The sequence below is a fragment of the Alcaligenes sp. GW821-FHT11D07 genome, assembly GCF_058808495.1.
The window spans coordinates 135,118-149,873 of record NZ_JBXART010000002.1 but is presented as its reverse complement, the minus strand read 5'-3'; the positions used below and the strand labels follow the sequence as shown (position 1 = coordinate 149,873).

General features: G+C 55.7%; 10 protein-coding genes. 3 read left to right on the top strand and 7 right to left on the bottom strand.

Annotated features, from left to right (window positions below; translation table 11 throughout):
- Positions 1-22: 22 nt before the first annotated feature.
- Positions 23-793 (top strand): 2OG-Fe(II)-dependent halogenase WelO5 family protein, encoded by a 771-nt coding sequence (locus AC1RSM_RS09265; RefSeq protein WP_492931783.1) that lies wholly within the window; start codon positions 23-25, stop codon positions 791-793.
- 1 nt (position 794) lies between these two features.
- A complete protein-coding gene (locus AC1RSM_RS09260; RefSeq protein WP_492931781.1) occupies positions 795-1,454 on the top strand; it encodes a LysE family translocator in 660 nt (219 codons plus the stop codon).
- A gap of 42 nt (positions 1,455-1,496) precedes the next feature.
- Here the strand turns inward: AC1RSM_RS09260 and AC1RSM_RS09255 are convergent, their stop codons facing one another.
- The 7 genes from AC1RSM_RS09255 to AC1RSM_RS09225 all read right to left on the bottom strand — a co-directional run bounded on the left by AC1RSM_RS09255 (position 1,497) and on the right by AC1RSM_RS09225 (position 14,236).
- Positions 1,497-1,619 carry a putative transporter small subunit gene (locus AC1RSM_RS09255; RefSeq protein ID WP_492931779.1) on the bottom strand — a complete coding sequence of 41 codons (123 nt, stop codon included), beginning with the start codon at positions 1,617-1,619 and terminating at the stop codon, positions 1,497-1,499.
- A gap of 32 nt (positions 1,620-1,651) precedes the next feature.
- Positions 1,652-3,349, bottom strand: coding sequence for a sodium:solute symporter family protein (locus AC1RSM_RS09250; protein ID WP_492931777.1), 1,698 nt, complete (start codon positions 3,347-3,349; stop codon positions 1,652-1,654).
- 526 nt (positions 3,350-3,875) lie between these two features.
- Positions 3,876-4,673, bottom strand: a complete 798-nt coding sequence (locus AC1RSM_RS09245; RefSeq protein WP_492931775.1) for a winged helix-turn-helix domain-containing protein — start codon at positions 4,671-4,673, stop codon at positions 3,876-3,878.
- A gap of 43 nt (positions 4,674-4,716) precedes the next feature.
- Positions 4,717-5,301 carry a SecDF P1 head subdomain-containing protein gene (locus tag AC1RSM_RS09240; protein WP_492931773.1) on the bottom strand — a complete coding sequence of 195 codons (585 nt, stop codon included), beginning with the start codon at positions 5,299-5,301 and terminating at the stop codon, positions 4,717-4,719.
- A 116-nt stretch (positions 5,302-5,417) separates the two neighbouring features.
- Positions 5,418-11,963: an ESPR-type extended signal peptide-containing protein gene (locus AC1RSM_RS09235; RefSeq protein WP_492931771.1), complete on the bottom strand. Its 6,546-nt coding sequence runs from the start codon at positions 11,961-11,963 to the stop codon at positions 5,418-5,420.
- A 278-nt stretch (positions 11,964-12,241) separates the two neighbouring features.
- The gene (locus AC1RSM_RS09230; RefSeq protein ID WP_492931769.1) at positions 12,242-13,021 is read right to left on the bottom strand and encodes a helix-turn-helix domain-containing protein; all 780 of its coding nucleotides are present in this window, start codon (positions 13,019-13,021) and stop codon (positions 12,242-12,244) included.
- Positions 13,022-13,354: 333 nt separating this feature from the next.
- Positions 13,355-14,236, bottom strand: coding sequence for an ATP adenylyltransferase family protein (locus tag AC1RSM_RS09225; protein WP_492931767.1), 882 nt, complete (start codon positions 14,234-14,236; stop codon positions 13,355-13,357).
- 115 nt (positions 14,237-14,351) lie between these two features.
- Here AC1RSM_RS09225 and AC1RSM_RS09220 point away from each other — a divergent pair, with 115 nt between their 5' ends.
- A complete protein-coding gene (locus tag AC1RSM_RS09220) occupies positions 14,352-14,729 on the top strand; it encodes a RidA family protein (RefSeq protein ID WP_492931765.1) in 378 nt (125 codons plus the stop codon).
- The last annotated feature ends 27 nt before the right edge of the window (positions 14,730-14,756 follow it).

Here is a 14,756-nt window from a genome sequence, read left to right as displayed (position 1 = left end):
AACTCCCTAAGGGAAGTGAGACATGTATTTAGAAACAGAACGATTAAGGACTGAGCACATGCAGTCCCTGCTCAATGGTGAACTCCTTGCCATCCGATTATCCCAGTTCATTGATGCGCCTACCTCACAAAAGCTGGGGCAACAAATCATTGATAAAGGCTTTGACCGCTACGTGAATGCCCCCAGCATTGGCCGTATCGGCATGGCTTTTTACGAGGCAGAAAACCAGCCTGAACGCATGGCCTCCTACTTTGAAGGGGTCTTTGACAATATTGACGAGCTGCGTCGCCGCTGCGCGCCCTATTTGTCCCCGATTGATGTGCTGCGCTGCACGCTGGACGAAGTCTGGCCGGCGGGCGCCACGCTGGAAACGCTGTACGGCAAGAAAATGTATGTGGGCTTATCGCGAGTGGTACAGCCCGATGTCCACTTTTTGGCGCACCACGACATTTTGGCTAAAGATGCGCCCGGCAATTATCAGGCCATCAGCCTGCAAGGTCAGTTAGCCGCCAATGTTTATTTGAAAATGCCCGAGCAAGGAGGTGAACTGCAAATCTGGCAAACCGAATTGAACCCCCAGGAATTTGATGAGATGCGAGGCGAGAGCTACGGCATCCATCCTGATCTGCTGGGTTCACCTGAAGTACAAATTCGCCCAGGTCCTGGCGATCTGATTATTTTCAATTCCCGCAAGATGCACGCGGTCACGCCCGGAAAAGGCGATTTGCGATTGAGCTTATCTTGTTTTGTGGGATACCGCGGCCCGGCCATGCCGCTGACCTTTTGGAGTTAATGTGTTGCAAACGTATTGGCCAGAATTTCTGACCCTGGCTTTGATTCATTTTTTGGCCGTTATTGCTCCCGGACCTGATTTTGCTGTCACCATCCGCCAAAGCGTGCGGATGGGCCGCCAGGCCGGTATCGCCACCGCCATTGGCATAGGCGCCGGGATTTCCGTTCATGTGATCTATACCTTGATGGGCGTGGGGGCTTTGTTGCACTCCACTCCGTGGCTGATGAGTGTTGCCGAAGTACTGGGCGGCGCTTACCTGCTCTATATAGGCTATGGTTTTTTGCGTCAGGCTGGCGCGCCAATGGATGTAAACGTGGCCGACGCCAATAATGGCAAGTCTGCCTCGGCCAGTATCCGGCAGTCGCTGGCGCTGGGATTTATGACCAATGCCACCAATCCCAAAGCGACCTTATTTTTTCTGGCCGTCTTTACCACTGTAGTCAGTTCAAGCACGCCGCTGAGCACCCAAATGCTCTATGGCATCTGGATGTGCCTGATCAATGCGGGCTGGTTCATTGTGGTCAGCCTGATCTTTACCAATGGCCATGTTCGCGAACGCTTTGTGCGCATGGGCTCCTGGTTTGAGCGTGTCACCGGCGTACTGCTGCTGGCATTCTCGCTGCGGCTTTTAATCCATGCCGGCCAACGTATCCTGGCCTGAAAAAAACAAAGTCCCGCCTTGATTCAAGACGGGACTGTTTTTTTAAATCATGGATGCGCCGGTCTTACGGGCATTGCGCCAGTCACGCACCAAGTTGGCAACGAGCAAGACCAGAATGATGGCTGACAGAACAGGCCACACCAGAAAGTAAATCGTCATAAGCATAGGATTCTCCTTTAGGTTTTTTTACCGTCCAATCAAGCACGGGCCGAGGCAGCTTCGCCCGGCTGTTCACGCTTTTTCTTGCCTGGCTCAGGCGTGTCGTCATAGTGGAAAGACTGAACACGTTCGGCCAATACGGAAAAGTCAAAGCGTTCCTGGCTGCGCATACTGACGGCCACGCACACCACGGCACTAACGCCGTAAGCCGTCAATGAACCGGCCAAGACCAGGTAGTCACGCAAGAAACCGATGAAGTTGGGCAACATGATCGCCGTGGCAATCACCCCAACGGCAATCGCAATCTTGCTGCGGAAAAATGCGAAGGCCATCAAACCAGCCACCACACCACCACCGATGGCAGCGGTAATTTCAAAGAACACTGCAACCGCCCCCTCGATAGGGATCAGTTCAAAACGCACGATGGTAAAGAGCACGACAGCGCTCAGGACCGACCAGCTAAAGGCTTTGTTGGTGACGCGATCCCAGTAAAAACTGACGATGACCGGGAATACAATCGCCCCCCACAGCGCACCGACAAAGACCAGCATCACCAAAATATCCAGACGCAGACTGGCAAAGATGACGCCCACCATCGTGGCAACGACCATCGTGATACGACCCCACCACAACATACGAGCGGGCTTAGGACGACCACGGGCAATGTTCTTGGCATAGATGTCTGTCATCATGATGGCCGATAGTGCGGCCAGATCGGAGTCGGCCGTCGAGGACAAGGAGCCCACTACCAGGATGAAAAACAAGGCGATGCCAAAAGGAGGCAGGTAAGTGGAGGCCATCTGCGGGATGATGTTATTCATGTTCCCATCCACCGGCTCCAGGCCCGTGAACAGAGCCAGCAGGCCCAACATACCCAAGCCAATCACCACTGCACCATAGCCGATCGTCGCGGTCAGAAAGGTCGGTTTGATCAGATCTTCCCGCACGGCAAACAAGCGCTGGGCAATCGTCTGGTTACCAATGGCATAGGCCAGCACCGCCACGAAGTACGGCGCACCTTGCTCCAAAATGGCTTTGGTCGAATAAAAGTTGGCTTGCTCGGCATCCAGTCGCCACCAGTTGGCTTGCACCATTTCGGGGCCACCGGCGTTAAAGAAGATCAGCGGAATAATGACCACGGCCGACAAGATCATGGCAACCAGCTGGGCAAAATCCGTCATCACCGAGGCGCGAAAACCAGACCACAAGGTGTAGGACAAGACCCCGAAACCGGCAATCAGCACACCCTGGATGAAAGAGAGCGGGCTCAGAATAGAGACCAGGGCACCGGCGGCAGTAAAGTTAACCATCAGGCTGATGCCACTGCCGACCACGTTTGAAACCGCCATAATCATCTGGCTGGATGAACCGTGCCGGGCGTGCAATATTTCAGCCAGCGTATGCGCTTGCGGCGCCAACTTTCTAAAACGCCGTCCAAAGGGGTAGATGAACAAAATCATCAAGGCGCCCCATAAACCGTAATGCAGGGGGCCGGACAGGCCGTATTTAAAGCCTGAGGTCGCGCTGGCGTAAAACGATGCCGCCCATACCCACGTGGCAATCATGCTGGCCGCTGACAGGCCAAACCCCACCGCACTGTTGGATACCATGTATCCGTCCACGTTTTCCTTCTTTTGGCCAATCATGAGCGACATCAGAAATGTCGCGCCATAAAAGCCCACCAACAACAATATGGCCGTTGTGGTTGAAAGCGTAAAAAACTCCGCTTCTTGCATGTCTTTCCCTTTCTCTTCTGCGCAATGACTGTTTGCAAAACAGCCATCACTCGCATGCGTGCCAATTTCGCATTAACGCGCTGGGCGGCACCGATCCCATCAGAGCCCAAGCACCTAAACCGAACGCGCGCACGAACGCCCCCGCCTTGTGCAAACGCCAAAGCGGGAAAAGAGCAAGACACAGCGCAAAGTGCCTTACATTACGGCGAGTCTGCGGGCCTTACAGCAAATAAAACATGGCCAGAGGCAAGCCGCTCTGTTGCAGGCCGATGTCGTGGAGACAGTCGGCTGGTTGTTCCGCGACCCAAGGGGTCGGGCAAGGTGTTTCGGACTATAAAGCCGGGTTGTTGTGCAACAACCTGTTGAAGAACTGACCGGCGTTTTTACCGCGATTTTGTCGCGGCACGACGGCCTGTTCGAAGAGCTGGTTCAAATAACCAGAGACACCAATTATACATATTTAAAATTTAAGGGTCTATATCATGCTGTTTCAGCATCGAGAAAGGGCATTTCGCGCCGTCTCAAATCACTCGTAGACCTCGTCATTACTTAAACTGACGCGTGTCAGCTCCTGGCATGCCAAGGGTACTTTGCCCACAAAGGCGTAGCCTTCGCCACGCACCGAACGGATGGGCAGCTCCTCTCCCATGGAGCTCAATTTACGCTTCAAACGACTGATCAAAACGTCCACGGAACGGGCAGTCGCCTCGCGGCCTTCATCCAGGGGAAATAGACGTTCGCGCTCTACCGTCTGCGGGCTGACCGCAAACAATACTTGCACGATACGACGCTCGCCACGGGTCAGCATGACCGTATGCCCCTTGGGGGTAAGCAGAGTCCAGCCGTTTTCGGTTAAGTCCCACAGCAGGAACTCGGGCTCCGGGTCGGGTTTGTGGTCAGCCACAGCGGCTCTGCTAAGCCCCGCACCTGGGCCGCGCAGACTCTGGCGCAGTGCATAAGCGCGGCGGCGCAACGCCTGCACGCAGGCCACCACTTCCACAGGCAGGGCTTCCTGATCAAAGCAAGCATCGGCACCCGCCAACAAAAAATGGCCACGCTCCAGGCCCGCCATTTTGTCATGTCGCACGATAATGAGACCGGCGGCCGGGAAGTCCATGCGCAAGCGATTGATATGCAAGAACACATTGTCTGCCAGACAGGGCAAGGCAAAGACCTGTTCGCCGCCAGACGCATGTGCCTGAGCCAGGCACTTTTCCATTGTTTCAACTAGCTCTACCCGCACTCCCCATTGTTCAGATTCCACCGCGATCTGGCGCAAACTGGCCTGGTCGTCATACAACAGAAAAATCTGTTCAACCGTCATATCCCTTATCCTTGCTGGCCCTGTAAGGCACTTTATATTGTTCTTAACCTTGAACCTGCCTCAACAGGCGCTGCGCGGCAGCGTCATCGGGCACGGACAGATAAATCATTCCCTGCATCAAGGGCGCATCAATTCGGGCAAGCTGCGTCACCCGATCCTCCATGACGAGAACCAGCAATGCCCCCACATTACCAGAGCTGACTTCTGCCAACTTACGTGCACCCAAAGGATTTAATTGAAACCGCACAAGATGCCGCCCCTGCTCGGTCCGCAAGGTAGCCACCCGCATTAAATCGTTACGCTGAACGATCACTTGGGGATACAGCCACAAGGGTCCCTGCGGCCCATCCACCTGTATCAAGCCCGCTGCCGGCTGCGGCATGCCCACATAAAAATCCACTTGGGGAGCCTGCACCGATCGCGGGGTTTGAGAGGCTAAAAAGCTGCGTGTCCCATCCTCTCCCTCACGCTCATAATTACTGGCCAGAGCGGGTGGACTCAAGTCCGCGGGACTTGCTTGCGCTGATGTGCCAGCCCCGGTGGTCTGGCAAGCAGTCAGCAAAAACGCCAGCACGCCCAGCGTCGAGACCAGCGCCGCTCTCATCGTTTCATTGGGTTTTTTAACCATCGTTCGCTCTCCGCGCGGGCTCTTGCCATCCAGCAGAACCCCGAACTGCGAAGCCGGGACTGGCCCAGCAAAAAAGGGCCACGTGCAAGCGCACGCGACCCTACCCTCTTACTGACTTACCACTGATAGCCCACGCCCACCGAGCCACCGTAATCACCACGGGATGAACCGGCTACCGTGCCCTTCAGGACCCAGCTGCCGCTATCCGTGACCGTAGACAAGCCCATCGCATAACCGCTTTCACCATTCCAAGCGCCTCCGGCGACTGCAAACATGCTCTTGCCAGGGACATAAGCCTGCGGCAAACCAGCCGTGGCCATGGCTGCTGCCACACCCGCGTTAGCCCGGTTTTCCACCTTGTTGATACGGCGATCCAGATTGTTGAACTGGTTGGTGATATTGCTGGTTGCCTGGCTTAACTGACGTACGTTGACGGCATCTTGCGGTGCTTGGCCATCAGCCACGTTGCTGATGGTTTTGTCATGCATATCAATGCCGCCTTGGTTAATCGTCGGTCCACCAACAATCTGCACCTCGTTGGTTGTGACGGACTTGGCCACCACGCTATTGACCTTGATGTCTTGAGCCAAAGCCACTTTCACATCCAGACCCGAGCGCGAGATCTCGATGTTGTCTCCATTCGAGAACTGCACGGTGTCCTTAGGCCCCACCTTGGATGCCGTGTCGCCGTTGGTCTGAATATTCCAGCCTGAATTAGCCAGCTCCGTCACATTTTCGATGTCGGTATTCAAGCCACCCAAGGCATCGTTGACGTTGTTGTAGGTCTTGTCGCCTACCGTCAACTCCGTCACCAACTTGCCATCCACGAACTTGGAACCGCCGCCCATCCCACTGGCAACGCTTTCGCCCATATCGTGAATCTGGCTGCCATTGACCGCATCGGTGCTATTGGCCGAGATATCACCACGAGCCACATTGGTAATTCCTGTGCCACCTGTACGGCCACCGTCAGTTGATTCGGTGCCCGCCATGGTGACCTGGCCGTAGTTCACGGACTGATCCGGGTTCTGGTCATACTTCACCGCGCGGTCGGCCAGTTCCTGAGTTTCCCCGCGCACCAGGTTTAACTGCTCCTCGGTCGCTGCACGGCCGCTCTTGCCAAAGTTGGCCCCCGTCAAGGTACGGTTGCTCAAGCCTGTAATGTCATTGTCCGCGGCAGACACAATGACAGTTCCGGCACGCAGCCCGGCATTGCTCAAGGCAATATTGCTGCCAATCGCAAAGCCAGTATTGTTCATGATCACATCGGGCGCACCAGCCGTACCTTTAACCGTCACACTGCTCAGCTCCAGATCATCACTCAAGGCGATGCTCAAGGTGTCCGTACCATCACCAGAAGTAGTCAGATTGCTATTGCTGCCCACAATCTTGAGGGTTTCGCCCAGATCACGATGCACGGCAGTTCCTGTGCTACCGGCAAAGTTCATGCCCTTGCCTGTCAGGCCAGTATCACGATCTTCAAGCTGGCTGACATTGACCGCGTCCGTGCCCAGAACACCGGCCGCTACATTGGTGATTTTCTGGCTACCGGCATTAATGCCTTGGTCATTGATCACCACATTAAAGGCCTTGAAACCCGCACTGCTGACATTGACTTGGCCGATGGTCAGGCCCGTATTACCCAATACCACATCCGGCTGGCCGGTAGCACCTTTGACAGTCACGCCTGCTGTACTCATCTTGGTATCGCCGGTGGTGACACTATCGAGCACCAGATCGTCACTCAAGGCAATTTGCAGCGTATCAGCACCCACGGTGGAGGTCGCCAGATTGGTGTTGCTGCCCACAATCTTGAGGGTTTCGCCCAGATCACGATGCACAGCAGTGCCTGTGCTACCGGCAAAGTTCATACCCTTAGCCGTCAGACCCGTCTCACGACCTTCAAGCTGGCTGACATTGACCGCGTCCGTGTCCAGAACACCGGCCGCCACATTGGTGATTTTCTGACTTCCAGCATTAATGCCCTGGTCGTTGATCACCACATTAAAGGCCTTGAAACCTGCACTGCTGACGTTGACTTGGCCAACAGTCAGCCCAGTATTACCCAGCACCACATCCGGCTGACCGGTAGCGCCTTTGACGGTCACGCCCGCTGTGCTCATTTTGGTATCACCCGTGGTGACACTATCGAGCACCAGATCGTCACTCAAGGCAATTTGCAGCGTATCCGTACCGACGGTGGAGGTCGCCAGGTTGGTGTTGCTACCTTTAACAGTCAGTGTCTGACCCAGGTCACGATGCAGCGCGGTTCCGGTTTGCCCCGCAAAGCCCATGCCTTTGGTGGTCAGGCCCCCTTCGGCGTCGGTCAACTGACTGACATTGACCGCATCCGTTGCTGCCGTGCCCTTCGCCACATTCGTGATTTTCTGGCTGCCGGCATTAATGCCTTGGTCATTGATCACCACATTAAAGGCCTTGAAACCTGCACTGCTGACGTTGACTTGGCCAACAGTCAGGCCCGTATTACCCAGCACCACATCCGGCTGGCCGGTAGCACCTTTGACGGTCACGCCCGCTGTGCTCATCTTGGTATCGCCCGTGGTGACACTATCGAGCACCAGATCGTCACTCAAGGCAATTTGCAGCGTATCGGCACCGACGGTGGAGGTCGCCAAATTGGCATTGCTGCCTTTAACCGTCAGGGTCTGACCCAGGTCACGATGCAGCGCGGTTCCGGTTTGCCCCGCAAAGCCCATGCCCTTGGTGGTCAGGCTTCCTTCGGCGTCGGTCAACTGGCTAAGATTGACCGCATCCGTTCCCACTGTGCCTTTGCCCAGATTGGTAATCTTCTGGCCGCCCATATCGGCACCCTTGAAGAACGGTGTGTCGGCTATTTGAAGCTGCAGTTGACCGTTTAGAACCTGGGTGCGCACATTGGCACCGCTATACGTTCCGGCCGTTGTCGCCCCGCCCAGTATTTGCAGACTTTCACCCAGATTTTTGTGAATCGTTGTGCCCGGGGCATTACCGCTACTGAAGTTATTGCCCGTGTAGTTCGTACCCAAGGCCGTCAGATTTTCATCCAGCTTGACCAGTTGAGCCACGTTGACGGCATCGTTCGCATCCTGTCCCCCCGCCACGTTGGTAATCCGGCGTTTTTCCGAACTACTACCCACAGAGACCACCCCTTGTGTCGCTTCCTGATTCACGACTTTGGTGTATAGAGCCGTGGAGCTGGTGTAGGCCGCATTCGTGCTGGAACCGGCGCCCAGCGCCACCGCCCCATTGGCCGACACTGTGGCACCTGCTCCCAAGGCCAAACCTTTGACGGCCGTTGAATTGGCTATCGCACCCTGACCCAATGCCATGGATTGCGCGGCAGACGCTCGGGCATCTTTACCCCATGCCTGAGACGCCGTTGCCAAGGCTTGGGCATTGGTGCCCACTGCCGAGGCATCCACCCCTTCAGAAACTGCCTTAAAGCCTAATGCCAGACCGCCGTCCTCACTGGCATTGGAGCCCGCACCTACCCCCATCGCACCTTCGCCATGCATGATGTATTCAATCAAGCCATTCGGGCCTTGTTTTTCCTCGATCCAGCCCGCCTTGGCTCTGTCACCCAAGGCAACAGAACGGAAACCATCCGCTTCAACCGCTGAACCCACACCTACTGCATTGCTGGCGCGGGTCTTGCTGCCCTGCCCCAAGGCCAGTGAGTTGCTGCCAGCCACCGAAGCCTGATAGCCCAATGCGACGGACTGAACGCCCGAAGCCGACGAGCCACTGCCCATGGCCATACTGCTGGAGGCCCCGCGATCTACGCGGGAATTAGTCCCAATCGCCACCCCGTCCACCGCTTGATCGTAGGCATTGCGACCAAAGGCAATCCCCCCTTCCTGCGTCACACGGGCTTGTTCACCAATCGCAACCGCCCCTCTGGTATGGGCCAGCGCGTCCCCCATCACCTCCGATTTATAGCCAATGGCCACGGAGTAATTGGCAGTGTCTGCCACGCGTGACTGCTGACCGACTGCAACCGAGCTTTCCGAAGCTGCCGTAGCCGAGGTTCCCACCGCGGTAGCGCCCAGGCCCGAGGCCTCTGTATGAGAACCGATAGCGGTCGTCAGATTCGCCTGCGTCAGCCCACCGGCCGAGGAGTTCAAACCAATGGCCGTAGAGCCAACGCCCGAGCCACGAGCCACCGCACCAATCGCAATTGCGTCGGCCCCCGTTGCCCCGTTGTTGTTCTCATTGGGGTTATTGGACGAATTAACGCTGACATAACGCTGTCGATTCGCAATCAGCGTTGTTTCCAGCTGCTCGAGCTGGCCTTTATTGACGGCGTCACCTGCAGCAATGCCAGCAGCAAGATTGGAGATCCGTACCGGTGCTCCGGTGGTACTGTCCAGATCAATCAAAGTGCGGTCCGGGTTGGAATACGTCACTGCCGATAGTCCGGCAATCGTTCCTGCTACCCCTGTGCGCATGGCCTCAAAGGCTGAGCCGATGGAGGTATAGCTATGATCGGCACCATTTTCGTCTTTGATAATGAACGTCGGGCCTGTCATCTGCCCGTTGCTATCCCAATTCAGGTTGCCGCCCACAATGGACGTCAGATCCCCGTGAAGCAACTTGAGCTGGCTTACGTTCACGGCATCCGTGTCCAAGCGACCTGCGGCCAGATTGCTCAAACGACGTTCACCACCTGCCGTGCCGATGGACACACTAGACGAAGGCAACAGCGCCCCGGAAGGGGCTCCATAGCCCGCCCCAACGGTCTCTGCCGAGCGAGAGTTAGCGCCAATCGCCACGCTATTGGCGTGCGTAACGTGGGACTGATCCCCCAAGGCAATACCGCCAGCGGCCACATTGGTCGAAGTGCCGGCATAAACCAGCGCCTGATTACCAATCGCAATGCCGCCAATATCGTAATCAACCACTGTCGCCATAGAACCTAAAGCGATGGCACCATCTGCCCCGGAGCGGGACCGATCACCGATCGCAACGGCATGCGCAGCGTTAACGGGTGGGGCCACGGGAGTACCGGAGCCTGTCTCTCCCGGCAAATTATTCGCGCCATAACCAATGCTGACGGTGCGATCACCCGTGAGTTTGTTACCTGCTTCACGTCCGATCGACACGGTATCGTCACCGGTAATATCGCTGCCAGACTTGTAGCCCAGGGCTACGTTATAGCCGCCATACACACCCTGCCCGGAAAGGCCGCCAACAGCCACTTGGCCGAAGCGGTTGCCAATGACGGGCGTTCCGGCATTGGAGCCCGCACCTTCACCGATAGACACACCGGAGGTGGTATTGCTCATGGCACCTGAACCTACCGCCACCGAATTGCTGCCAAAAGCTTTAGAGCCACTGCCTCCTGCAAAAGCAGAGCTGCCAGAAGCCTCCGCCTGATTACCAATTGCCGTGGAGCCTGTGTTTGAACTGCGCGCGCCAGTTCCAATAGCTGTTCCAGCCGCACCCCAGACGACGGTACCGGACCCTACGGCAGTGGCGCCCGCCGCATCCTGAGCGACTGTCGAGTTATTCCCCATTGCAATCGCATTCGTCGCCAGCAAGCCCACGTCAGCACTATTGCCCAGCGCAATTGCCCCTGTGGCCTTGGCCTGTGCCTCATTGCCAATGGCAAGGGTATTGTCCACTTCCAAAGGATCGACCAGATTGCCAGCCGCATTGCCAATGGCCACATTATTCTTGCCTTCCAGGCGCTGGCCAGCCTTGTTGCCCACGGCAATCAAATCACTGCCTTTGCTCTGAGCCCCGGCATCACTGCCAATCATCACGCCGTTGGCAACCGTATTACCAGTACCTGCACGGGCACCCAGCGATACGGCCTCTTTGCCTGCGGCCTGGGCCAACAAACCGGCAGCCAAGGCTGCTTCACCGGCTGCTGCGGCTTGCGGGCCGATAGCGACGGCATCGGCACCGCTGGCAACGGAATCTGCCTTGGTAGAGCTAGTGTGGAAGTACTTCATCCCGCTGCCCGAATTCAGGGCTCCATACAAGACCTTGCCGGACACCGCTTCAGTGCTGGCAGCGCTAACCGTAGCGTCCGCCAAGCCGGAAATTTTGTTGTTGTTTACATTAACGGCCCGCAGGCTGCTATTGCCGGTGGCGGTCAACGTTCCCGTAGTGACGCCACCCGCGGTGACAGTACCGGTGACCGTAGCCGCATTCGCCGTCAAACCCGCCGTAACAGCCACGCTTTGCGCTTGCACAGCCCCGGTAAAGGTACCCGTTCCGGCCGAGACGCTACCCGCCGATACCTGACCGGTGAACTCGCCCGTCGCGCCCTTAATAGCACCTGTTGCCGTTACGGAGTCCACGTTCAGATCAGGGCTCAGCGCGAACGACACATCGCTACCTGTTTGTGTCAGCACCATATTGCTGCCCGAACTCAGTGAAAAAGCACCGCCAGGAATCACATGAAAAGGGCTTGCGCCGTCAACGGTCAGCTCCCAGCCATCGGTGATCTGTGCCATGGCGGGTTGTGTCAAAACCCCTGCTGATAGCAAGGCCATTGCCACAGAACGCAAGCGCAGGCCCTGAACCCAGCTCAGGAAGGCCCGCGTGCCGCTCGTTCCCCCACTGCAACGCTTGCCGCGCGCCTTGGTGTTTTCAGCGACAGCGACAAAGGTGGCAGTCTGTTCATTCCAAACCGATTTATAGATTCTGTTCATGATCTCTTCGCTTACAAAGGAAATTAGTCATGTGTGCCTTCCTGCTCACCCTCTGCGTCGTGCTGACGTAACAGAGTTTTCAGGCGCAACAAATCCCCTCGCCCCGTCTTGGCGATAATTTGAATGTGTTGTTCAGGAAAGCCTTACCGAACCTTCACCCCTATTCGGATAGTTTTATTTTCTTACCATTTTTTAATAATTACTTTTGAATTTCTACAGAAGCCGTTTGAATTACTGCAAAACAACATTTTTAATAAATTTACTATTTCAATTATGTTTTAAATATTAGTACTGTTGCGTTGCCGGTAGACGGACGGCGACAAGCCGCTGTACTGCCGAAAGGCCGTGGCAAAGTTAGCTGGATTCACATAACCGGACTCCTCGGCCACATTGGTTACCGCCATATCCGTCTGCCGAAGCAACTGCATGGCATAGCTCATGCGACTGGAGCGCACGTAATCATGCACAGTCAAACCGCAAGCCGCCTTGAACAGCTCATTCAAACGTCGGCCCGTCGTGCCAAACAGCTCAGCCAGACTCTCGGCCGTTAAATAAGCCGACAAATTATCCCGCACGTGTTGTTGCACGGCCCCCACCAGGTGATGACGCACACAGGGGGCTTCGCAGGCTTCCAGCATCCGATCTTGCACTAGCTCGGCTCTGTCTGGCGGGACCTCCCGCAAACCCAAATGCAGACGAATCCTCTCTAGTACCAACTGCACATTGGTCTGATAAGCGATGAAGTCACGGGCCCCGCTGCGCAACGCCATTAACTGGCTGTCAGCACACAATACGGCTGATAAAAACACGACAGGAATAGAGGCGGTTTGGGGATTGGCCCGCAGCATGCGCATAAAAGTGTCACCACGCAAACGAGGCAGATGATATTCACTCAAGACAAAGTCAGGCTGCAATGATTGGCAGCGCGCCAGACCCTGCTGCGCATCCAGCGCGAAACTAATGCGGGCAAAACTAGTACGTAATACCAGCAATAAATCCGCCACCCCGGCCGGCTCCGGAGCAATAACCAAAATATGAGCGTCTGAAGAAGCATGCATAAGCAATCCACCCATGGAGACAGACAATGTTGTGTTGTTCCAAGCTGAAGACAATTCTAATAATTAAGAAGGCTTATACATTAATGATGTGTTTTTTAAAAACACCTTATTTCTTTCTATTTCCACAAAAAAAGTTACATTGTTTCAGTTATTTTCTTTTCAAACTCAATAATGGCTTATTAAACAGCAAAGAAGTGAAACCAATACTGCATTAAAAACTAATATTTGTTTTTTGTTTCCAGAGATTAAATAGAGATTCCAAACGATACGGATAGGCACAAATAAAAACCCCGCCATAGCGGGGTTCCTAATTTTGAAGCCTGCTTACAGGGTTCAGGAGTATTGCGCGTTCGCATAGGCTGCTTTAGCTAAAACGCCTAAAGGCCCAATTTGACGCACCCGCTCGATCTGCTCAGGCGTACGTACATAGATGCATGCCGCATACGACAGCGCATTGACCGATATGCCCTCCACCAGTTCCACGCTGCGTGGCACCACCAGCAACCAGCCCTGCCCCGCCAACATATTATGGGCAGGCAGCAAAGCGTCAGGGCCAGGAACCAGACCCAGCTCCGAGCAGGCCAGGCGGTACGCCTGCAACAAGCTATCGCTCAAAGCAGCCGCGTCCTGAGTATCCAATAAGCGCACAAAACAGTGCTTGAAAGCCAGATCTGGGTGACGATGGGCAGTCCCCACGGCTGCCTGGGCGGGTAACTTGTCCAGATATAGAGCCAAGGAGCCATTGCCTTCGGCTGCTGGTATCCATTGAGTGTGCTTGTGACGCTGACTGGCACCGGCCGGCCCGCCGCCGTTATAAAAGCCCAGCCCCCCTTGTTCAGCCAGGAAATCCGCCAAGATACGAAAATCAATGTCACGCAAAGGGCTCAGTTGCTCGCTAAAGACCTTGTCGGCCAGCACCAGATGCAAATCACAGACGGCAAACTTGTTAAGCACAATATTGTGGGTGTCGCTGGCGTCCTCTACTGTTAAAGCGGGAGCAGGCGGCAGGAAGGGATTGAAATTTGGATCACGCGGGCCACCGGGGATGGAGACGCTGGCCGCATCTTTCGCAGCCAAGGTGGATACCCAGCGCACAGAAAAGGGCAGTCCTTGATCTTGCATCAGCTCTTGCTGGGCTTGCACGGGCAACAAGTCGCCACTGGCCAGCGCGGCCTGGCTTAGTTGATCCAGGCGTTGCAAAATTTCCTTGTTCACGTCGTCTCGCTCCTCGTTGAAGTTGTATAGTGACGCCTTATTGTAGGCAAGAGACGCGAGTAAACGCGCATGCTGCCTAGTCCGAATTTTCCACCATTCCTTTCAGGAGTACTTCATGTCCGGTATCCGCCGTATTGCCAGCCCACTGCCACTGCCTTTTTCCCGCGCAACCGTCGCTGGCGGCTTTCTGTTCCTGTCGGGCCAGATCCCTTACGACGCACAAGGCGAAGTGGTGCGTGGCTCTATCCAGGACCAGACCCACGCCGTGTTTGATCGCCTGATCGAAGGCCTGGCCCTGGCTGACGCCACCCTGGCTGATGTTGTCAAAGCCACTGTCTGGTTGTCTGATATGGCTTTGTTTGCTGACTTCAACAAGGTCTACGCCGAGCGTTTTGGCGACACCTTGCCCACCCGTTCTTTGGTGGAAGCCAAACTGGCCAAGAGCGTTGATGTAGAAATCGAAGTGCAAGCCTGGTTGGGCGATCGCGCCTAAGCGGTCCTGACACCGACGGGCCGTCAC